At 71.2% G+C, this 20,882-nt stretch carries 16 protein-coding genes; 7 read left to right on the plus strand and 9 right to left on the minus strand.

The annotated features are described in order from the left end of the window. Positions 1–20 precede the first annotated feature (20 nt). The gene (nucS, locus tag AB0I28_RS10310) at positions 21–680 is read left to right on the plus strand and encodes an endonuclease NucS (protein WP_357491664.1); all 660 of its coding nucleotides are present in this window, start codon (positions 21–23) and stop codon (positions 678–680) included. Here nucS and AB0I28_RS10315 read toward each other — a convergent pair. From AB0I28_RS10315 to AB0I28_RS10330, 4 genes are all read right to left on the minus strand, one after another. Then, positions 677–1,123, minus strand: a complete 447-nt coding sequence (locus tag AB0I28_RS10315; protein ID WP_357491666.1) for a hypothetical protein — start codon at positions 1,121–1,123, stop codon at positions 677–679. The two genes, nucS and AB0I28_RS10315, sit on opposite strands and share 4 nt — an antisense overlap. Before the next feature lie 187 nt (positions 1,124–1,310). Further along, entirely contained in the window at positions 1,311–2,207 is an 897-nt protein-coding gene (locus AB0I28_RS10320; RefSeq protein ID WP_357491667.1) for a helix-turn-helix transcriptional regulator, read from the minus strand. A 73-nt stretch (positions 2,208–2,280) separates the two neighbouring features. After that, positions 2,281–2,802, minus strand: coding sequence for a hypothetical protein (locus AB0I28_RS10325; protein ID WP_357491669.1), 522 nt, complete (start codon positions 2,800–2,802; stop codon positions 2,281–2,283). A 79-nt stretch (positions 2,803–2,881) separates the two neighbouring features. Then, complete coding sequence (locus tag AB0I28_RS10330; RefSeq protein WP_357491671.1) at positions 2,882–4,366, minus strand: aldehyde dehydrogenase family protein; 1,485 nt, start codon at positions 4,364–4,366, stop codon at positions 2,882–2,884. Positions 4,367–4,491: 125 nt separating this feature from the next. On the opposite strand from AB0I28_RS10330, the gene AB0I28_RS10335 reads away from it, so the two are divergent. From AB0I28_RS10335 to AB0I28_RS10360, 6 genes are all read left to right on the plus strand, one after another. Continuing rightward, positions 4,492–5,529, plus strand: a complete 1,038-nt coding sequence (locus tag AB0I28_RS10335; protein ID WP_357491673.1) for a 3-hydroxyacyl-CoA dehydrogenase NAD-binding domain-containing protein — start codon at positions 4,492–4,494, stop codon at positions 5,527–5,529. 144 nt (positions 5,530–5,673) lie between these two features. Then, entirely contained in the window at positions 5,674–9,048 is a 3,375-nt protein-coding gene (locus AB0I28_RS10340; RefSeq protein ID WP_357491675.1) for a S8 family serine peptidase, read from the plus strand. Between the two features lie 85 nt (positions 9,049–9,133). Next, positions 9,134–10,096, plus strand: coding sequence for a helix-turn-helix domain-containing protein (locus AB0I28_RS10345; protein ID WP_357491676.1), 963 nt, complete (start codon positions 9,134–9,136; stop codon positions 10,094–10,096). 39 nt (positions 10,097–10,135) lie between these two features. Beyond that, entirely contained in the window at positions 10,136–10,438 is a 303-nt protein-coding gene (locus AB0I28_RS10350) for an ATP/GTP-binding protein (protein WP_357491678.1), read from the plus strand. 47 nt (positions 10,439–10,485) lie between these two features. Next, the gene (locus AB0I28_RS10355; protein ID WP_357491680.1) at positions 10,486–11,268 is read left to right on the plus strand and encodes an alpha/beta hydrolase; all 783 of its coding nucleotides are present in this window, start codon (positions 10,486–10,488) and stop codon (positions 11,266–11,268) included. Then, complete coding sequence (locus tag AB0I28_RS10360; protein WP_357491682.1) at positions 11,265–12,056, plus strand: alpha/beta hydrolase; 792 nt, start codon at positions 11,265–11,267, stop codon at positions 12,054–12,056. Before AB0I28_RS10355 ends, AB0I28_RS10360 begins: the two co-directional genes overlap by 4 nt. On the opposite strand, the gene AB0I28_RS10365 is transcribed toward AB0I28_RS10360, so the two are convergent. The 5 genes from AB0I28_RS10365 to otsB all read right to left on the minus strand — a co-directional run bounded on the left by AB0I28_RS10365 (position 12,032) and on the right by otsB (position 20,825). Continuing rightward, a complete protein-coding gene (locus tag AB0I28_RS10365; RefSeq protein ID WP_357491684.1) occupies positions 12,032–13,348 on the minus strand; it encodes a protein kinase in 1,317 nt (438 codons plus the stop codon). The genes AB0I28_RS10360 and AB0I28_RS10365 overlap by 25 nt on opposite strands. Positions 13,349–13,401: 53 nt before the next feature. Then, on the minus strand, positions 13,402–14,586 hold the full coding sequence (locus tag AB0I28_RS10370) for an AI-2E family transporter (RefSeq protein WP_357491686.1): 1,185 nt from the start codon (positions 14,584–14,586) through the stop codon (positions 13,402–13,404). A gap of 221 nt (positions 14,587–14,807) precedes the next feature. Continuing rightward, on the minus strand, positions 14,808–16,562 hold the full coding sequence (locus AB0I28_RS10375; protein WP_357491688.1) for a hypothetical protein: 1,755 nt from the start codon (positions 16,560–16,562) through the stop codon (positions 14,808–14,810). Between the two features lie 189 nt (positions 16,563–16,751). After that, entirely contained in the window at positions 16,752–18,014 is a 1,263-nt protein-coding gene (locus tag AB0I28_RS10380) for a DivIVA domain-containing protein (RefSeq protein WP_357491690.1), read from the minus strand. A 252-nt stretch (positions 18,015–18,266) separates the two neighbouring features. Further along, entirely contained in the window at positions 18,267–20,825 is a 2,559-nt protein-coding gene (gene otsB, locus AB0I28_RS10385; protein ID WP_357491692.1) for a trehalose-phosphatase, read from the minus strand. Between the last annotated feature and the right edge of the window lie 57 nt (positions 20,826–20,882).

Here is a 20,882-nt window from a genome sequence, read left to right on the forward strand (position 1 = left end):
TGCGCCTGTACCCTCCCTTCATGCGCATCGTCATCGCCCGCTGCACGGTGGACTACGTCGGCCGCCTGACGGCACACCTGCCTCTAGCACCGCGTTTGCTACTTTTGAAGGCCGACGGCTCGATCCTCGTGCATGCCGACGGCGGCTCCTACAAGCCCTTGAACTGGATGACTCCGCCTTGCACGATCCAGCAGGCCGAGGGGAAGTGGACCGTCACGAACAAGGCGGGGGAGCAGCTGATCATCACGATCGAGGAGATCCTCCACGACTCGTCGCACGAACTCGGTGTGGACCCCGGCCTTCGCAAGGATGGGGTGGAGGCGCACTTGCAGGAACTTCTGGCCGACCAGCCCGGTGTTCTCGGCGACGGCTACACCTTGGTGCGGCGGGAGTTCCCGACGGCGATCGGGCCGGTCGACCTCATGTGCCGCAACGGCGAGGGCGGCAGTGTGGCGATCGAGGTGAAGCGGCGGGGTGAGATCGACGGCGTGGAGCAGTTGACCCGCTATCTCGAACTCCTCAACCGCGACCCTCTGCTGGCGCCCGTGCAGGGGGTGTTCGCGGCTCAGATGATCAAGCCGCAGGCACGGGTCCTGGCCGAGGATCGCGGTATCCGGTGTGTGACGGTCGACTACGACGCGTTGCGCGGCATCGAGAAGAACGAACTGACGCTCTTCTAGACGCACACGGTGGCGGCCGGCGAGGTCGATCCGGTCGCCGTGACGCCGTCTCTGCGGATCGTCCCGGTGGCCTGTAGGCAGTGGCCCCGGGCATGCAGCGGCAGCGTCTGCGCCCAATGGTCGTATCGGGCGGCTTCGTAGATCTCCTGTCTGGTGCAGGTGGGGCCGGGGCTCGTCTCCTCGCAGATGGTCAGGGAGACGTGGACGTCGGCTGGTGCTCGACCGGCGGCGGTGACGGCGCACTTGGTGCCCGTGGCGGAGTCGCCGAACACACTCAGTTCGCCCATGCGGGTGCCGTCAGGCGCGTGCAGGGCGACGTGCGCCAGGTACTCGCTCAGGCAGGCGGGCTGCGGGCTGTTGGGGACGCCTGCGGGCGAGGCCGCCGACGTCGGGAGGAGGGCCGCGACCAGGGCGGCGGCGGCCGCGGCGGCGAAAGTCCTCATCACGAGCACTCGGTGGCGGGCACGAGGGCGGCGAAGGTGGCGAGGGGCAATATGGTGCGGCGCATGGTTCCTCCGTGGCTGGTACTGGCGACTGCCGGAACAGATCGTGACCCGGCCGGGTGACCGGTGCGGGCGTTTCGCGGACCCGGGGCGTGCGGGGATTCCCGCGCACGCCCACGGGGCCCTGTCAGACGGGACTCCGCTGAGCCGTGAGCGAGCCGAGCACACGGCCCTGCGTTGGCGCGGGGTCGTCGACGGCCGCGACCAGCAGCACGGCCCCCACGACGGCCGCGACCAGCAGTAGCGCCAGCCCGACGAGCATGAGGACGCGTTTCGGCTTGGGAGCCTCGGCGACGGCCGGCGCCGTCTCGGCGGGCGCCGCGACCTCCCCGGCGGCCGCGTCCTCCGCGCGCAGCGCGGCGTACGGCGCGAAGGGGTCGGTGGTGGCCTCCGCGCGTGTGCCGTTGGGGCCGGTGAAGGTCAGGGGCGGCGGCGTGGGCGCGCCCGGCTCCGGGGTCTCGGGCGGCTTCTCCTCGGCGAGGACCGACGGCGGCTCGGCAGGCCAGCCCGGCCGCGCCGCCTGCGCCGGGATCTCCGCGACCGGGATCTCCGCGACCGGGGCCTCCGCGACCGGGGCCTCCGCGACCGGGGCCTTCTCGACCTCCGCCGCCACGGGAGCCTGTTCCTCCGACGGCGGTGGCGGCACGTCCTCCACCGCCGTCGCCGACATCTCCGCCGCGACCTCGGCGACGGCCCGCGCCGGCCCCTCGGCCTCCTCGGGCATCAGCGCCAGCAGTGTCCCCGAAGCGTTGAGCGCCTCGTCGCAGCACCGCGCGAGATCGCCGTTCGGCGGCTTCGCGCCGGTCTCGATCTTGCTGATGTAGCCCTTCGAGTAGTTCGTGCGCAGCGCGAACTCGGCGATCGACAGCCCCGCCTCGGTGCGCAGCCTGCGCAGGCGGATGCCGAAGGTCTCCTCCCCGGCGGCCGTCGGCGGTGCCGACGCGCGAGGCGCCGCCGCCTTCTTCCGCGTGCGCTTCTGAACGGTTTTCAGCTCTTCGGTCGTGATGCCCGTGTTTTCCCCCATATGACGACTATAGGAAGATCGGCGGACACTTTTAGCCGGACGCGGCGACCCGGCCGCGTCCGGCCTGTGAAGATCAGCGCCTGCTGGGGTCGGACATCTGCTGGAGCATCCAGGCGACCGAGCTGCGGGCGGCCCTGTTGCGAGCCTCGCTCACACTGGCGACCATGGCCCGGTCCTTCTGGCTCAGGCGCGCCTGAGCGCCCATGTTCTCCTGGCTGTCGGGCAGGATCGACGACAGTCCCAGCAGCGCCGAGCCCCCCAGCGCGAGCCAGACTCCGATGCCGAAGTCGACGGTGAAGGCCCCGTGCTGAATGGGGCTGAGGACGAACCAGTACAGCACCACGACGGCGGCGACATAGGCGCCGAAGCGGGCGGGACGCCGCGAGTTCGAGGCCACCGAGACGACGGCGGCGAGCGCGGCGATCAGCAGCGGGATCGTCAGGGAGAGCAGGAAGTGCGCGGCTCGGCCGCGGTCGATGAGACCGAGCAGCGGGTAGTTGTAGGGCGCCCAGCCCGGGGTGAAGTCGACGAAACCGGCGGACAGGAAAGCCGCCGCGGACGATACCGCGAGCGAGCGGGACGAGTTGGAGCGCATGTCGTACGCCTCCCCGCTGGTCACCGGATGGTGACCACGTCAACGATTGTCGTTAGGGGACGACGGACGAGCAATCGCCTCAACGGTGGCGGATGCGCATCAGGCGATCGATGAGTTTGTTGTGCTTCTCGGCGCGGGCGAAGGACAGCAGCGGGAAGAGCTGCCGGACCCGCCGCCTGGCGATCGACTTCGCGTAGGCGAACTCGCGCAGTCCGTCCTCGCCGTGGATGCGCCCGAAACCGGACTCGCCGACTCCGCCGAAGGGCAGTCGCGGCATGCCCGCGAAGGCCAGCGTCGAGTTGACCGCCGTCATGCCCGACTTCATCCCGCGCGCCAGCCGCATGCCCGCCGCGCGAGCGAAGACCGCGCCGCCCAGGCCGTAGGGGAGCGCGTTGGCCCTGGCGAGGCCCTCGTCGGCGTTGGGGACGCGGTTGACGATGAGGACCGGCCCGAAGGTCTCCTCGCGCATGGCGCGGGCGTCCTCGGGCACGTCGACGATGATCGTGGGGTGCACGTAGGGCGGCTGGACCGACTCCGGTCCGCCGACGGCGAAGACCCCGCCGCGCTCGGCGGCGTCGGCGATGTGGCCGGCGATCACGTCGATCTGGCGGGGCATGGTGATCGGCCCGACCTGGTCCTCGGGCCCCTCGCCGACGCGCAGCTCGCGCGCCCCGGCGGTCAGCCGCGCCAGGAAACGCTCGGCGACCGACTCCACGACGTACACGCGCTCGATGCCGATGCAGGTCTGCCCCGCGTTGAAAAGCCCGCCCCACAGCGCCGCGTCGGCGGCGGCGTCCACGTCGGCGTCGTGGTCGACGATCAGCGCGTCCTTGCCGCCGCACTCCAGTACGACCGGCGTCATCTTCTCCGCGCAGGCCGCGTAGACCTTCTTCGCGGTTGCCGTCGACCCGGTGAACGCGAGCTTGTCGACGCCCGAGCGGCACAGCGCGGCACCGGTCTCACCCGAGCCGTGCACGACCTGGAGCACCGGCTGCTCGACGATCCCGGCGAACACGTCGGCCAGCCACTGCCCGACCGCCGGTGTGTACTCGCTCGGCTTGAACACCACGGCGTTTCCCGCCGCCAGCGCGTAGACGATCGAGCCCAGCGGCGTGAGCACCGGGTAGTTCCACGGCCCGATCACACCGACCACGCCGTACGGCCGGTACTCCAGGTGCGCCGAATGGTCCACGAGCACCAGGCTCGTGCGCACCCGGCGCGGGCCCAGGACCCGCCGGGCGTGCTTCGGCGCCCAGTTGAGGTGTTCGAGGGCCGTGGCGACCTCCGTGCGAGCGTCGCTGAGGGTCTTGCCCGTCTCGGAGTGCATCAGCGACAGCAGCTCCGGCATCCGCTCCGACATCGCCCCGCGCAGCCGCAGCAACCGCTGCCGGCGGCCGGCGTGCCCGAGGCGCCACCACCACTGCTGCGCCACCCGGGCGGTCGCCACGGCGCTGTCGACGGCCTCGGCCGAGGCGACCGGGAACCTGCCCACGACCGTGCCGTCGGCCGGGGAGAGGGAGACGAGTTCATCGTCGATGACCAAGGGGGTGCCATCGCTGCTCATGTACCGAGACTAGGGATGTCCGGCGCCAGTCTCAAGACCTAAGTTACCGACGGGTTGGGATCGTCGGATACGTCCCCGGTGACACCTGGCAGACTCCGGGTTGACCACACAACGAGGAGGTTGCGGTGCGGGAGAACTCCAAACGGCGCGTAGGCGTCGTCGGGCTCGGGACGATGGGCGCGGGGATCGTCGAGGTATTCGCCCGGGGCGAGTTCCAGGTCGTCGGCGTCGAAGTCGACGAAGCGGCCCGCGAACGCGGCGCCGAGCACTTGCGCAAGTCGACCGACAAGGCCGTCTCACGCGGGAAACTCAGCACCGAGGACGCCGCCGCGCTGCACGAGCGGATCACCCTGACCACCGACTTCGCCGCCCTCTCCGAGGTCGACCTCGTCGTCGAGGCCGTGCCCGAGCGCATCGACATCAAGCACGACCTGTTCCGCCGCCTCGACGAGATCTGCGAGCCGCGCACCATCCTGGCCACCAACACCAGCTCGCTGCCGGTCACCCAGATCGCCGAGACCACCGGCCGGCCCCTCCAGGTCGTCGGGATGCACTTCTTCAACCCGGCGCCGGTCATGAAGCTCATCGAGGTCGTCCACACCCCGGTCACCTCGAGCCAGACCGTCGACCTCGTCCGCGAGCTCGCCCTCGGCCTCGGTAAGACGCCGGTGGTCTGCGGCGACAAGCCCGGCTTCATCGTCAACCGGCTGCTGTTCGGCTACCTCAACCAGGCCGTCGCCATGGTCGACGACGGTGAGGCCACCGGACCCGAGATCGACGCCGCCATGCGGTCGGCGGGTTTCCCGATGGGCCCGATCATGCTCCTCGACGTCATCGGCCTCGACACGTCCGTGCAGATCCTCGACACCATCTACACCCGCGACGGCCAACTCGAGCGCTACGCGGCGGCGAAGTCGCTGCGCTCGCTGGCCGCCGAAGGCCACCTCGGCCGCAAGACCGGCCGCGGGTTCTACGAGCACGGTTCCCCCGTCGTGCCCGCCGAACTCGACGAGGACCGCGCCGCGCGGATCGCCGCGACGCTGCTCGCGCCGCACCGCGCCGACGCCCGCCAGATGATCGACTCCGGCTACGCCACCGCCGAGGACATCGACACCGCCATGACGCTGGGCTGCGGCTACCCCAAGGGCATCCTGACCGCCTGACGGGAAACGAACGCACCGCCATGGCGGGAAGCGGCAGCTCGTGTCGTGTTCTCGTCATGGCGGTTTGTCGTCTGCCTCCGACCCGGGAAACCCGGCGGCTCCTCTGCGAGGGTGTGATCACCCACCCCTATCGCCGGAGTTCACATGACCCCCGCATTCCCCGGGCGCAGACTGGGCGCGACCATCGCCGCCCTCGCCGTCGGCGCCGTCACGCTGACGAGCGCGGTCGTCGCGCCGCAGCCGGCGCACGCGCAGGAGCCCGGAGCACTCACCGGATCAGCGCGGCCCGCCGGGCAGCCCACCACCGTCACCCTCATCACCGGAGACCGCGTCCAGGTCTCCCTCGCCGCCGACGGCACCCCCTCGGCCGTTGTCGAGTCGTCCACCGACTTCTACACCCGCCGTGTCGGCGACGACCTCTACGTCATCCCCGTCTCCGCCGAGCGCGCGCTCGCCGAGGGCCGCCTCGACACCGAGCTGTTCAACGTCACCGGCCTGGTCCGCCAGGGCTACGACGACGCCTCCCGCACCGACCTGCCGCTGCTGGTGACCGGCTCGCTGCCGCAGGCGCGCGGCCTCAGCGGCGTCAGCACCGGCGTCCACCTCGACTCGATCGGCGCGACCGCCGTGACCGTCGCCAAGGACGGCCTCGCCGCCGCCTTCGACGGTCTCACCGGCGGCACCGCCCGCGGCACCGGCACCGGCAAGATCTGGCTCGACGGGAAGGTCGAGGGCTTCGACCTCGACCCGACCACCGGCGTCGAGCAGACCGGCGCGCCCGACCTGTGGAACCTCGGCCTCAACGGGGAGGGGACCAAGGTCGCCGTCCTCGACACCGGCTACGACGCCGCGCACCCCGATCTGGCCGGCCAGGTCCTCGCCGCCGAGGACTTCACCGGCGAGGGCAGCCCTCTCGACCGCGACGGCCACGGCACGCACGTCGCCTCCACCATCGCCGGGACCGGTGCCGCCGACGCGAGCAAGGTCGGCATGGCCCCCGGCACCGGCCTGCTCATCGGCCGCGTCCTCAGCTACGGCGGCGGCCAGACCTCGTGGATCGTCGCGGGCATGGAGTGGGCCGTCGCGCAGGGCGCCGACGTGGTCAACATGAGCCTCGGCTCCTCCGAGCCCACCGACTGCACCGACCCGATGGCGCAGGCCGCCGCCGAGCTCAGCGCGCAGTCGAAGACCCTCTTCGTGATCGCCGCCGGCAACAGCGGCATGCGCGAGACCGTCTCCTCGCCCGGGTGCGTCCAGGGCGTCCTCACCGTCGGCGCCGTCGACGCCGAGGGCGCGACCGCGAGCTTCTCCAGCCGCGGCCCGGTGCCGGGGAACCACGAGCTCAAGCCCGACATCAGTGCTCCCGGCGTGGCCATCACCGGCGCGGCCGCGGGCAGCCTCGGCGAAGTCCACTACACGCGGATGTCCGGCACCTCCATGGCCACACCGCACGTGGCCGGCGCCGTCGCGCTGATCCGCCAGGCCCACCCCGACTGGACCGCCCAGCAGGTCAAGGCCGCCCTCGTCGGCTCGGTCAAGCGGGAGAACCGGGCGAAGGCGCCCAACAGCACCGTCTACGAGCAGGGCGCCGGCGAACTGTGGCTGCCGGGCGCGCTGAACGCCACCGTCACCAGCGACACCGGCGTCCGCCTCGCCGACTTCGCGTGGCCGCACGGCCGCGACGAGCGCGCCACCAAGAAGGTCACCTACACCAACACCTCCGACAAGCCCGTCACCTTGACCCTCGAAGTCGACGACCTCACCGGTGCCGACGGCGACCGCGTCCCGTCGCGGGCCATCACCCTCGAAAGCAGCCGGATCACCATCCCCGCCAACGGCACCGCCACCGTTCCCGTGACGGCCAACGGCTACCTGCACGGCCTCGACGCCTCCTCCTACGGGGAGATCGGCGCCCGCATCGTCGCCACCGGCGAGAACGGCGTGCGCGTCACCACCGCCGTCGGCTTCTGGCTCGAACCCGAGACCGTCGACGTCACCGTCAAGGCCGTCGACCGCACCGGCGCCCCCGCCACCTCGGGGTACCTCGACATCACCGACACCCACCAGCCGGCCCGCTCGCTGATCTACTTCACCGGCGAGGACATCACCCTGCGCCTGCGCGCCGACAGCCACGTCCTCAGCGGCTTCATCCGCACCGCCGAACCCGACGGCACCTTCTCCTACAGCTACGTCGGCGACCCCGAGGCCCGCCTGACCGCCGACACCACCATCACCCTCGACGCCCGCAAGGCCAAGGCCGTCACCGTCACCGGCGACCGGCCGCTGACGATCCGCTCGGGCTCCCTGCACGTCGGCCGCAGCTTCGACGGCTGGATCGTCGACAACTCGGTCTTCGCCGCCAACGGCCCGGCCTTCTACGCAGCCCCGACCGACCGGGTCCGCGACGGCGAGTTCGACTTCGGCACCTACCTGCGCGCCGCCGACCCGTCAGTCGCCGAGAAGGACAGCACCTACGTCTACAACCTCGCCTTCACCGGCGACCGCGTCTCCCGCGACCAGTCCCACCGAGTCCGCGACCGCGACCTGGCCACGGTCACCGAGAACTACCACACCCAGCGCACGCCCGGCGTGGCCTACGAGTGGACCCGCGTCCTGCAGGACAACGGCGCCAACCCGATCTACGCCGGCAGCGGCAACCCGGTCACCGTCCCGCTGACCCGCACCGCCTACTACACGCCCGGCCCGACCTGGCAGCAGATCGCCACGACCCAGCGCATCCGCGGCGAGACGTGGTTCGGCACCGCCCAGGCCTACGGCAAGCGGCAGCAGGGCGAGGTCGACTGGTTCAAGCTCCCCGCTCACAACAGCCTCGGCCGCAACTCCGACGGCACCCCCACACGGGTCGCCGAGCGCCAGGGCACCCTCGTCGGCTTCGCCTTCGCCGCCCTCAAGGACGGTGCCGGACACGTCGCCGCCGGCGGCTTCGGCGACATCGGCAACCTCCGGATCTACAAGAACGGCGAACTCGTCGGCGACAGCGCCTGGCCGAGCGGGCAGGCACTCGTCGGCTCCGACGACTGCGTCCTGCGCGTCGAGGTCACCCAGTTCGGCTTCGACAAGGCCAACTGGGAACTGGCCAAGGGCACGCTCACGAACTTCGAGTTCGCCTCCAGCCGGCCCGAGGGCGACACCCTCCAGGCCCTGCCCGTCGCCATCCCGTCCTACGACGCGCCCGTCGACGCCTACAACCTCGCCCCGAACACCGACACCGCGTTCCCCGTGACCGTCGGCCTCGACGGTCAGGACGGCTACGACCCCGGCGCCATCACCTCCCTCACCGCCAAGGTCACCTTCGAGCCCGTCGAGATCTTCGGTGCGAAGCCGGTCAAGGACTACGCCTGGACCGAGGTCCCCGTCGTCCAGCGCGACGGCCGCTGGGTCGCCCTCGTCGACAACACCGCCCACGCCGGAGGCATCGCCTCCCTGTGGGTGAACACCGTCGACGCCAACGGCAGCAAGACCGAGCAGATCACCGTCAACCTCTACGGTGTCGCGTGACATTTCGGCGGTAAGCACGCAGGGCGGCCGGATCCCGACCGGCCGCCCTGTGCGTTTGTCGCCTCTTCCCGCATACTCCTTTGCTGTGGAGCTGCGTGCGCTGGGCATCGACGCCGAACAGGAGCGGATCTACCGTCACCTGGTCTCGGCCGGGCCCGCCCACGCCCCCGAACTCGCCGCCGGCTTCGGCATCGAGGACGCCGCCCTCGACCGCCTCCTCGACGCGCTCACCGCGGCCGGCCTCGCCACTCGCGACGGCGACCGCTACCTCGCCGCGCCGCCCGAGATCGCGCTGCGCTCGCTGCTGGTGCGCCGCCGCGACGAACTCGGCCGCGCCGAGACGGCCCTCGCCGAACTGACCGAACTGTTCCGCGCCTCGGCCGCCGGACGCTCCGTGCGCGACCTGGTCGAGGTCGTCGTCGGCGTCGACGGTGTACGCCAGCGCTTCGGGCAGATCCAAAGCGGCGCCGCCCGCGACCTGCGCGCCTTCGTCCGCGCCAACCCGATGGCCGTCTCGGCCGCGCAGAACACCGCCGAGAACGAGGCCGTCCAGCGCGGAGTGCGCTACCGGGTCGTCGTCGAGAAGGACGTCCTGGCCGAACCCGGCCTGCTCGTCCGGGCCGAGGCGTCCCTCGAAGCGGGGGAGGAGATCCGGATCATGCCCGACCTCCCGCTGCGGATGATCATCGCCGACGGCGAACTCGGCCTCGTCCCCCTCAACAGCGCCGGCGAACCCGGCGCCATCGTGGTCCACCCCAGCGGGCTCCTCGACGCGCTCATCGCCCTCTTCGAGTCGACCTGGGACCGGGCCCTGACCCTCGAACCCGAGGCGCCCTACGCCGACGACCTCATCGAACTCGACCGGCGCATCATCGCCCTGCTCCTCCAGGGCTTCACCGACAACGCCGTCGCCAAACAGCTCGACGTCTCGGCCCGCACCGTGCAGCGCCGGATCCGCTACCTCATGGACGAGGCGCAGGTCAGTACCCGGATGCAACTGGGCTACCGGCTGTCCACGCTGGGCCGCCTGCGCCCGGACGGCGCCTGATTGATCCCGGGTGGATCACCGCCGCCATAATCTCTTGACATGAGCCCCCGCCGGAATCGACGCACGCCCTCGGCGGGCGTCGCCGACCCCGAGAACGGCCGCCGGAAAGTCGAGGCCGTCGAGGACGGCCCCGACGGCGAGCAGTGGTACGTGCGTCACATCCCGGGCGTCAACGCCACCAAGGTCTACCGCTGCCCCGGCTGCGACCAGGAGATCGGCGTCGGCCTCCCGCACGTCGTGGCCTGGCAGGTCGACGGCCCCGTCGACGCCCGCAGGCACTGGCACGGCGGCTGCTGGCGTGCCAGGGGCCGCCGCGCGCCGCGCACGTCACGACATCGCTGAGGGCGTACCCGGCCGCGCCGCGGGTCCGGGGTGGCAGACTCGATTCCGTGACCTTGATCCGCGCGAACTCCATCCTTCCCGCCCGGCGTGAGGCCCTGCGGCTGGAGACCGCCGACGGCCTCGGCCTCGTCGCCGAAGTCGCCCTCCCGCTCGACCGCGACCCGGTCGCCACGCTGATCTGCCTGCACCCGCTGCCCACCCACGGCGGGATGATGGACAGCCACATCTTCCGCAAGGCCGCCTGGCGCCTGCCTGCGCTCGCCGACCTCGCCGTGCTGCGCTTCAACACCCGCGGCACCTCCAGCGTCCAGGGCACCAGCGACGGCGCCTTCGACAACGGCGAGGGCGAGCGCTTCGACGTGGCCGCCGCGCTGGAGTACGCCGAGTTCCACGAGCTGCCGAGGGTCTGGCTGCTGGGCTGGTCCTTCGGTACCGAGCTGACCCTCAAGTACGGCTGCGACCCCTCTGTCGAGGGCGCGATCCTGCTGTCGCCGCCGCTGCGCAAGGCCGAGCCGGCCGACCTGGCGGTGTGGGCGGAGTCGGGCCGGCCGCTGACGGCGCTGATCCCGGAGAACGACGACTACCTGCGGCCCGCCGAGGCCGAGGAGCGCTTCGCGGCGATCCCGCAGGCCGAGGTCGTCGGCGTCGACGGCGCCAAGCACCTGTGGGTCGGGCACGCCGAACTCGTCCTCGACGAGGTCGTCCGCCGCGTGAACCCCGCCGCCGCGCTCCCGCTGCCGACCGAGTGGGACGGCGAGATGACCTACGGGGACGCCAGCGCCTACGCCGACCGGACCGTCGCCGCCTTCGCCGACGTGCCGCGCCCATGAGTTCCGAGGTGGTCTACCGGGCACACGGGCAGGGCACCCCCGTGGTGCTCCTGCACGCGTTCCCGCTGCACGCCGGGATGTGGGCGCACGTCGCCGAGGACCTCGCCGCGGACCACCTCGCCATCACCGTCGACCAGCGGGGCTTCGGGGAGTCGGCCGACGTTCGGCTCCCCGAAGACCCGAGCCTCGACGTGTGCGCCGACGACGTCGCCGGTGTCCTCGACGAGCTCGGCGAGTCCGGCGCGGTCCTTGTCGGCGTCTCGATGGGCGGGTACGTGGCGATGGCCTTCGCCCGGCAGTACCCGCACCGTGTGCGAGGGCTCGTCCTCGCCGACACGAAGGTCGCCGCCGACACCGCCGCGGCCGCCGCGAAGCGGCTGGAGATCGCCGAACGGGTTCTCGCCGACCGCGACATCGCCGGCCTGGCGGCGTCCATGCTGCCCGGGCTGCTGGGCGCCACGACGCACGCCGAGCGTCCCGAGGTCGTGAAGGAGACGTTGCGGATCCTCACCGAGGCCTCGCCCGAAGCCGTCGCGTGGGCGCAGCGGGCCATGGCCGCGCGGTCCGACTCGACGGCCGCGCTGAACCGGCCGGACGCGCGCGGGCTCGTCGTACGCGGCGACGAGGACGCGCTCATGTCCGTTGAGGACGCCGAAGGTGTGGCCCGCGCGCTCCGGCACGTCTGCGGCTCGCCCGTCGCCATCGCCGGTGCCGGGCACCTGCCGCCGCTGGAGCGGCCCCGGCAGTTCGCCGGGGCCGTCCGTCAGCTCACGCAGCCGGTCACGTAGTCGCGGATCTTCTGTGGCACGTCGGTGCCGCAGGCGTCGCCGACCTGCTGGAGGCGGCCCTGCACGCGGTGCGCGACTACCTTGCTGATGTCGTCACCGGCCCCGACGCCGCCGCGCAGCGGGGTCGGCTTGCGCACGGTCAGGCCGACGAATCCGTCCGCGCAGATGGTCTCGGTGACCGTCGTGCCGTCGCCGAACCAGGTGGCCGCCGCCGTGGCCAGCTCGTCCTCGGTGGGGCAGGACGCCTCGCTGTCGTCGGTCGTGCGGGTGGCGGCGTAGGTCGCCAGGCTCGCGCCGCCGAGGAAGGCCACGGCCAGGGCCGCGACCGCGATCGTCTTCGTCGTGCGGCCCAGCCGCCCCTGCCGGTTCGGCTCGGCGGCCGGCCGTGCAGGGATCGCCAGGTCGGTGACGGTCGGCGCCACCGCGGGGCGGGGACCGCCGGTCGGCGCGAGTTCGGCCGCGACCGTCTTCGGCCGGCGGCCCGGTGCCGGCGCGGCGGAGATGTCCATCGTCGACAGCGCGTCGCGCAGTTGCGCCGCCGTCGGCCGCATCCGGGGGTCGGCGGTGAGGCACACCGCGAGGATGTCGGTCAGAACCGTGCTGACGCCGGGGATGTCGGGAACCGGCGCGGCGCGCAGGAGCGGGTCGCCGAGGCTGCCGCCTTCGGTGGTCAGCCAGGGCACGCGTCCGCCGAGGGCGCCGTAGAGCAGGGTGCCGAGGTCGTAGACGTCGGCGGCCGGGCTGACCGCCAGTTCGCCCGCCGAGGCGGCGTCCAGGTGCTCGGGCGCGGTGTAGGCCGACTTGCGCAGCGGTCGCGCGAGCAGGGGAGCGGTGGCGTCGAAGCCCGCGAGGAGAAGCTGGTCGCCGCCGCCGAGGAGCGTCGTCGCGGGATGCACGGCGCCGTGGATGAGGTCGATGGAGTGGACGGTCGCCAGGGCGTCGGACAACGCGACGCCGATGGCGCGGCAGAAGCCCGGAGTGAGCGGCCCCGACTGGCGCAGCCGGTCGCTGAGCGACGTTCGCGTGGTCTGCACGGCGAGGTAGGGCCTCGCGGTGCCGGTGAGCCCCACGGCGTGCACGGCGGCGATGTGAGGGTGCGTGGAAAGGCGGGTGACGCGGCCGGCCCAGTCGAGGAAGGTGCTGCGCCGGGCGCCGACGGCCCGCTCGTTGCCGAGGGTGACCACCAGTGGTCCCGGTTCGTCGGGCAGGGAACCGGTGAACACCGCGGCGACGTCGTCGCGGTGCAGTAACCGGCTGAGACGTACGGCGCCGGCGGCGGAGAGGTCGGTCATGCGCGTTTCACCCCCTTCCCGGGGTGACGGGTCGTTGCGGGCACGTTGGGCTCCTAAGCGAGATCCTGGCGCGGAATGTGCACCTCACGCACCAGCAGCTGTACCGCGGCGACGGCGGGCACCGCCATGAGGGCACCGACGATACCGAACAGCGCCGTGCCGATGAGCAGCCCCAGGATCGCGCCGAGGTCGCTGACCTTGACCGATTTGCTCATCATGCGCGGGTAGATGACCCAGTTCTCGAGTTGCTGGTACAGAACGAAGAAGATCACGCAGGCGATGCCGACCGGTATCGAGACCGAAAAGCCCGCAAGGCTCACGATAACGGCACCGATGGTCGCACCGACCTGCGGGATGAGGTCGAAAATTGCCACGATGAGGGCCAGTGCGTAGGCGTACTTGATGTCCACGATGAACATGAAGATGAAGGACGTGACACCGGCGATCGCGGCGATGCCGAGCGCGCCGATGGTGTAGTTGCCGACCTTGGTGAGCATCTCGTCGCCGAGGACCTGCGCACGCGGGCGGCGGTCGGCGGGCAGCAGCCGGTAGGCGCCGTCCTTGAGCCGGTCGAAGGCGGCCAGGAAGTAGAAGGTCAAGATGACGACCATCAGTCCGTTGAAGACGGTCCCGCCGACCACGCCGACCACGGAGACCAGTCCGCCGGCGGCGCTGGTGATGTTCTCGGCGCTGGCGGCGCTCTTCAGGTTCTCGATGATCTGGTACTGCTCGTTGAGGTCGTTGATGAAGCGGTTGCCCTTGAGGTTCTCGATGTAGGCGGGCAGCGCGTCGACGAAGCTGTTGATCTCGGTGATCAGCGGCGGCAGGAGGGTCGCGAAGCCGCCGCAGACCACGATGAACATGACCAGGGCGACGATGGCCACGGCGATGCCGCGCTTCTTCACCAGGCGCTGGACGCGCACCACCATCGGGTTGATGCCGATGGCGAGGAAGCCCGCGATGATGATCGAGAGCAGCACGCCCCAGGCCTGCTGGAGACCGATGTAGAGCATGTAGGCGACGATGAGCCCGAGGCCGCCGAAAAGGCCGTAGCTGAACGGCGTCTGCCGGAATCGCCGGCCGGGCATGCCGTAGGGGTTGATCGGGTTCGTTTCGGCCTTGTCCGACCCGCCGGCGTGGGCGGCCTCCGCTTCGGCGTGGGCGGCCGAATCGGTGCGGGTGGTGTCGGAGGGAGTGTCGTCGGGGTCCGGCGAACCGGGGGCGGGCTCAGTGGACATGCGGCCACTGTAGCGATTATTGAAGGTCAGCGGCATTACGGGCGTGTCGGCGCACGGGCGTGGCGGACATGGTTGTGCGCTAACGGACGACGCGGTTACAGGCGGTGTGCGAAGAGGCCGTTTCGCGACCGGGTACGGGCGGTGCGGGCCGACTCCGCTTGCGCCTGAGACGACGAAGCGCCGCCGGACGGACCGGCGGCGCTTCCTCGACTCGTTCGGCGCTACTTCTTCCCGGCTCCGGCCGGTTCGCCCTGCTTGGCCTCGGCCTCGTTGTCCTCACCGGACTCGCCTTCGGCGTTGTCGGCCCCGGCCTTCGTCTCGGCGGCCGACTCCGGCTTGGCCTGCGACCTCGGATCGGAGGGCCTCGGCGCGACGTTCTTACCCGCGGGAGGCGCGGGCTTGGGCGCCTTGGCGTCCTTGCCGCCGGCGGCGTCGGCCGTCTCGGGCCCCTTGGCCGTGGCGCCGACGGGTTCGGCGGTGGCCTCCATCGCGTCCTCCAGCAGCGCGTCGGCCTGCGCACGCGCGGTGTCGAGGATCGCCTCGGCGTCGCGGCGGGCGGCCTCGGCGGCCTGCTTGGCGCTCTGCTCGGAGCGGGCGCGCAGGTCCGCGACCCGCTTCTCGGCGCGGGAGACGAGCTCGGCGGAGCGTTTCTCGGCGTCGGCGAGCAGTGCCTTCGACTTCTCGTCGGCCTCGGTGGTGACCTTGCCGGCGTACTCGTCGGCACCGCCGCGAGTGGAGTTCACGTACTCGTCGGCGGACGTGCGGGTCGACTCGGCGTACTGGTCGGCCTCCCCGCGCACCTTGGCGACGTACTCGTCGGCGCCCGTGGTCGCCGAACGCGCCGCCTCGTTGGCCTTGTTGGTGACCGCGGCGGCGTGCTCCTCGGCCTTCCTGCCGATCTCCGCGGCGCGCTTCTCCGCCTCGCCGACGAGCGTGCTCGCCTGCTCGTTGGCCGTGCGGCGCTGCTGCTCGGCGTCGGCGGCGTAGGCGTCGGCCTCCTTGCGGATGCGCTCGGCCTCGCCCGCGGCGTCACTGGTGATCTTCTGCGCGGCCTGCTCGGTCTCGGCCCGGAAGGTGCGCATCTGCGTCGTGGTCTCGTTGCGGATGCGGTTGGTCTCGGCGATCGTCTCGTCGCGGACCTTCTTCGCCTCCTGGAGGGCGGCGTCGCGGGTCTGCTGGGCGGTCGCCTCGGCCTCGGCCTGGGCCTTCTCCGCCGACTCGCGAGCGGCCCGGGTGACCTGCTCGGCCTCGGCCGCCGCGGCCTGCTTGGCCTGCTCGGCCTCGACCTCGGCGGTCTGCTTGAGCTGCTGGGCTTCTCCGCGCAGACGCTCTATGTGGGCCACGAGCTGCCGGGCCTGCTCGTCGGCGGCGGAGCGGATCTGGGTCGCCTGCTCCTGTGCCTGCTGCGCGAGCTGGGCGGCCTGCTCCTGTGCCTGCGCGACGATGCCCTTGGCGCGCTGCGTCTGCCGGTTGAGCTCGGCCTCGACCTGGGTGCGACGGTCCGCCTCGGCCTTCTCGGCGGCGGTGCGGCGGGCGGCAAGAGTCGTCTCGAAGTCGCGCCGGGCGGCCTCGGCCTCCTCGTTGGCCTGCGCGAGGATGCGGTCGACCTCCGCGCGCTGGCCGGCGACGGCCTGCTCGGAGCGTTTCTTGATCTCCTCGGCCTCTTCGCTGGCGAGGGTCAGGATGTGCTCGACCTTGGCACCGAGGTGTTTGTAGGACACCTCCTCGCCGACGGCCGCGCGCCGCCTGATCTCGTAGATCTGGGCCTGCATCTGCTGAACCTGCGAGACCAGTCCTTCGACCTGCGCCTGCGCCTCGGCCTTCTCGGCCGCCAGACTGGTCAGCTGCGCGTCCATCCTGGCTATGTACGCGTCGACCTGTTTCTTGTCGTAGCCGCGCAATTGCTGGTCGAAGCCACCGCTGCCGTCCGAGCCAGCGAAGCCCGCGAAGAAATCTCCACCTGCGCCTTGAGACATAGCCACATCCTCACATGCCAAACCCCGCCCTGTCGGAGGCTATGCCCAAAGACCGGCACACCCTTCAAAGGGGCGGGGCATGACCTCGCACCTGATTCGCCCGAAGCCCTACCGTCCAAGCCCGCCCGCGACCCCGGCGGGGATCGAGCGGTTACGTCATGACGGTAGCGCGTGAGGCTGAAAGACTCCTTAAGACGTCTGAGATGAAGCGGAGACCTTCTCATCGTCGGACTTGTCGGACGCCTCGGCCGGCTTGGCGGCCTCGGTGAGCCCGCCCAGCGCCTCGGCCGGCACGATCCCGGCGAGACCGGAGATCATCTGGCGCAGCTGGGACTGGAGCGAGTCGCGCTTGCGGGACAGCTCGTCGACCTCGCGGTTGGCGGCGCTGGTCTTGGCGTCGGCCTCGGCCTTGGCGTCGGCGACGAGGCGCTCGGCCTCGGCCTTGGCCTCGGAGACGTTCTTCTCGGCCGAGGACTTGGCCTTGTCGACGGTCTCGGTGGCGTAGCGCTCGGCTTCCAGGCGGCGCTGCTCCGACTTCTGCTCGGTCTCCTTGGCGCGCTCCTCGGCGTTGCGCGCGCGGCCCTCGGCCTCGTTGACGAGCTTCTGGGTAGCGGTGACCGCGGCGGTGTGGCGCTCGGACTCCTCGCGCTCGGCCTTCTCCCGGCGCTCGGCCAGTTCGAGGGCGAGAGCCTGGAGTTCCTTGTCGCGCTTCTCCTTGGCCTCGGCGTAGAGCTTGGCGGCCTCGGCGCGCTTCTCCTCGGCCTCGCGCGCGGCCTTCGCCCGCAGCTGGGTGATCTCGCGCTCGGAGGTGGCCCGCATCGTGGCGACCTCGCGCTCGACGGAGGCCTTCAGCTCGGCGACCTCGTGCCCGGTCGACGACCGCAGCTGCTTGGTCTCGCGGTCGGCGTCGGCGCGCAGGGTCTCGGCCTCGCGGCGCGCCTGGACGCGCAGTTCGGCGGCCTCGCGCTCGGCGGCGGTCCGAAGGTTGCCGGCTTCGCGCTCGGCGCCCTGCTTGACGCTGGCGGACTCGCCGCGCGCCTTGTCGGTGATCTCGCGGGCCTCAAGGCGCGCCGCGGACAGAATGCCCTCGGTCTCGCGCTTCGCCTCGGCCCGGTGCTCGTTCGCCTGTTCCTCGGCGAGTCGCAGTATCTGCTCAACACGGGTGCCGAGTCCCGAAAGGGTCGGTCGGCTGTTCTCCTCAAGCTGCTTTGCCTGATCGGCGAGACGCTGCTCAAGTCCGTTGACACGCTGCTCGGCCTGTCGCAGGCGTCGCTGGGCGTCGGTCATCCGCTGCTCGGCCTCGCTGCGCGCGCTCTCGGTCTGCGTGAGCGCGGCGTTGAGCCGCTGAACGAAATCGTCGACCTGCGCCCGGTCGTATCCACGTAGCCCAACAGTGAAGTCAGGCTTGTTGTTGGCGTTATCGAAGAATGACTTAGAGGGCTGCTGGGGCATTGCCACATCGTTGCAGACAGCGGGTGGGGGTGCGCAACCCCCGTCGGGGTATCTGGAGCCGCGAATTTGCTGTGAAATCCGCGGAGGCCATCGACGCGCTGTGAGCATTGTCGGCTTGGTCCGATTTAAGGGTGCCTGTAACGCTTAAGGACGTAAAAGGTTACGGGCGTGATCGGCCATAAATGCAGCCCGAGTTTTATTAGGGCCCCGCTGTGGCGGGGCCCTAACGTCACCGTCGGTCGCCGCCGGGTCCTAGGAATCCAGCAGCATCGCGCAGTGGATGAACCCGAGGTGAGAGTACGCCTGCGGATGGTTCCCCAGGCCGCGCTCGGCCAGCGGATCCCACTGTTCGGGCAGCAGACCGGTGGGTCCTGCCTGGTCGACGAGCTGTGTGAACAGTTCCTCGGCGTCGGCGCGTCGCCCGATCTTCAGGTAGGCCTCGATGAGCCAGGCCGCGCAGATCAGGAAGCCGCCCTCGACTCCCGGCAGACCGTCGTCGCGACGGTAGCGGTAGACCGCCGACCCCGAACGCAACGCCGCCTCGGTCGCCTCGACCGTGTCGATGAAGCGCTGGTCGCTCGGGTCGAGCAGCCCGGTCAGACCGATCCACAGCGTCGCGGCGTCCAGGTCGGGCTCGCCGTAGGCGGCGGTGTAGGTCCGCAGGTTCTCGTTCCAGCCGTGCTCGAGAACGTTCTCGGCGATCGTGTCGCGCAGCGCCGCCCAGTTCTCCTTGCGCGGCAGGCCGTGGTTGTCGGCCAGGTAGATCGCCTTGGTGATGGTGTACCAGCACATGACCTTCGAGTACACGTGGTGCCTCGGCGGGCGCGGCGCCTCCCACAGGCCGTGGTCGGGCTCGTGCCAGCGGCGCTCGACGGCGTCGGCCATCGCCAGGATGACCTCCGACTCGAAGTCGCTGAGGCCGCCGCGCAGGTCGGCGACCGCCGCGACGAGGTCGGCCACCGGGCCGAACACGTCGAGCTGGACCTGCTTGTTCGCCGAGTTGTTCACCCGCACCGGCCGCGAACCGGCGTAACCGGGCAGCGTGTCGATGATCCCCTCGGGAGGCAGCGGAAGACCGTCGATCGTGTACAGCGGCGACAGCCACTCCGGGTGCCCGGCCGTGGTCTCGATGACGTGCGCGCACCACTTGAGGAAGTTCTCCGCCTCGTGCAGCGACCCCAGCTCGACCAGCGCCCGCGCGGTCATCGAACCGTCCCGGAACCAGCAGAAGCGGTAGTCCCAGTTGCGCACGCCGCCCAGCTCCTCGGGCAGCGAGGTCGTCGCCGCCGCCAGGATCGCCCCGGTCGGCTCGAAGCACAGCCCGCGCAGCGTCAGCGCGCTGCGCATGACCATGTCCCGCTTGAGCTTCGGCAGCTTCAGCTTCGCCGCCCACTCCTGCCAGGCGTCCTCGTTTCCACTGCGGCGCTCGTCGATCGAGGCCGCCGAGGCCTTGAGGTCGTTGGAACCGGCCCGCATCTCCAGCACGACCCGCCCGCCCAGCTCGTTCAGGTCGACCAGCGCGGTGGCCGTGTCGTTCTGCCCGTCGGAGGCGACCTCCCAGTCGACACCGGGGGAGCGCAGCACCAGCGGCTCGTTGTAGCCCAGCATCAGCAGGCCCTCGCCCAGCGGCTGGAGCCGCACGGGAAGGCTGCCGAACTCCGGCCTCGGCGCGAACTCGACCTTCGCGACGGTGTTGCCCGTCAGCTCCCGGACCAGCGTCGTGGTGTGGGCGTCGCCGGCCCGCAGTTCGGTTCCGTCCAGCCAGTCGGTGACCGTCAGACCCGACCAGCGCGTCTCGACGCTCATCGTCTCGTGCTTGTAGCGCTGCCCCAGCGGCAGACCGCCCTTGGCCGGCCCGACCGTGAAGTGCCCGGCCGTGGTGCCGCCGAGCAGGTCGGCGAACAGCGCGCCCGAGTCCGGCTTCGGGTGGCACATCCAGGTGATCCGCGCCTCCGGGCTGACCAGCGCGTTCGCGGCGCCGTCGGCGAGCATCGAGTGGCGCTCGATCAGCACCGACTGCTCGCCGTACAGCCACGAGCGCCGCGTCTGGAGGAGCGTCGCCAGCAGCTGCGCGACCTCGTAGGTGTCGTCCACGCGGAACTGCGCCAGCGAGTTCCCCTCACCGACCCGCACGCCCATGTCGGGGCCGTGCAGGTGCGCGAAGGCGTTCTCGTCGGTGACGTCGTCGCCGATGAACAGCACCGCGGAGGCGCCGAGCTGCTGCCGCAGCGAGTCCAGCGCGGTGCCCTTGTGGGTGGTCATCACCGACAGGTCGATGACCTCCTTGCCCTCGGTCGTCTGCACGTCGGGCCAGCCGCCGGGCCCGGCGTTGACGGCCGCGAGGACCTCGGCGGCCACCGGCCGCGGCGCGGTCCGGGTGTGCACGGCGATCCCGGCGGGTTTGGGCTCCAGGCGGATGCCCTCCTTGTCCCGCGCGATGTCGGCGATGGCCGCGCTGATCTTGTCGCGGAGCGCCACCTGCTCGGAGGTGAGCGCGTGGGTGAAACTCACGTCGAACTCGGAACCGTGGCTGCCGACCAGATGGATCTCGCTCGGCAGCCGGGACAGCGCCGCCAGGTCGCGCAGCGCGCGGCCGGAGATGACCGCGACCTTCGTCTGCGGGAGAGTCGCCAGGGCGCGCAGCGCCGCGACGGTCTCGGGTAGAGGGGTGGCCTTCGCAGGGTCGGTGACGATGGGCGCGAGGGTGCCGTCATAGTCACAGGCCACCAGCAGCTGTGGCGTTCTCGCCAGCGCCGCCAGTGACGAGCGGAGGTCGGCGTCCATGGAGGACGTCATAATGGTCTCGGTCATGCCTTCAGGCTCCTGCGGGCGTGTCGAGATCACCCGCGTGGTCGTTCACTTCGGCGG

It is taken from the genome of Phytomonospora sp. NPDC050363, assembly GCF_040655735.1.
Classification (GTDB): domain Bacteria; phylum Actinomycetota; class Actinomycetes; order Mycobacteriales; family Micromonosporaceae; genus Phytomonospora.

What these genes read in the sequence shown, in the direction of transcription:
- AB0I28_RS10380 (WP_357491690.1), bottom strand. Translation starts at nt 18,014, where the DNA reads ATGCCCCAGCAGCCCTCTAAGTCATTCTTCGATAACGCCAACAACAAG.
- AB0I28_RS10325 (WP_357491669.1), bottom strand. Translation starts at nt 2,802, where the DNA reads ATGCGCTCCAACTCGTCCCGCTCGCTCGCGGTATCGTCCGCGGCGGCT.
- AB0I28_RS10370 (WP_357491686.1), bottom strand. Translation starts at nt 14,586, where the DNA reads ATGTCCACTGAGCCCGCCCCCGGTTCGCCGGACCCCGACGACACTCCC.
- AB0I28_RS10315 (WP_357491666.1), bottom strand. Translation starts at nt 1,123, where the DNA reads ATGAGGACTTTCGCCGCCGCGGCCGCCGCCGCCCTGGTCGCGGCCCTC.
- AB0I28_RS10360 (WP_357491682.1), top strand. Translation starts at nt 11,265, where the DNA reads ATGAGTTCCGAGGTGGTCTACCGGGCACACGGGCAGGGCACCCCCGTG.
- nucS (WP_357491664.1), top strand. Translation starts at nt 21, where the DNA reads ATGCGCATCGTCATCGCCCGCTGCACGGTGGACTACGTCGGCCGCCTG.
- AB0I28_RS10320 (WP_357491667.1), bottom strand. Translation starts at nt 2,207, where the DNA reads ATGGGGGAAAACACGGGCATCACGACCGAAGAGCTGAAAACCGTTCAG.
- AB0I28_RS10375 (WP_357491688.1), bottom strand. Translation starts at nt 16,562, where the DNA reads ATGTCTCAAGGCGCAGGTGGAGATTTCTTCGCGGGCTTCGCTGGCTCG.
- AB0I28_RS10340 (WP_357491675.1), top strand. Translation starts at nt 5,674, where the DNA reads ATGACCCCCGCATTCCCCGGGCGCAGACTGGGCGCGACCATCGCCGCC.
- AB0I28_RS10330 (WP_357491671.1), bottom strand. Translation starts at nt 4,366, where the DNA reads ATGAGCAGCGATGGCACCCCCTTGGTCATCGACGATGAACTCGTCTCC.
- AB0I28_RS10365 (WP_357491684.1), bottom strand. Translation starts at nt 13,348, where the DNA reads ATGACCGACCTCTCCGCCGCCGGCGCCGTACGTCTCAGCCGGTTACTG.
- otsB (WP_357491692.1), bottom strand. Translation starts at nt 20,825, where the DNA reads ATGACCGAGACCATTATGACGTCCTCCATGGACGCCGACCTCCGCTCG.
- AB0I28_RS10350 (WP_357491678.1), top strand. Translation starts at nt 10,136, where the DNA reads ATGAGCCCCCGCCGGAATCGACGCACGCCCTCGGCGGGCGTCGCCGAC.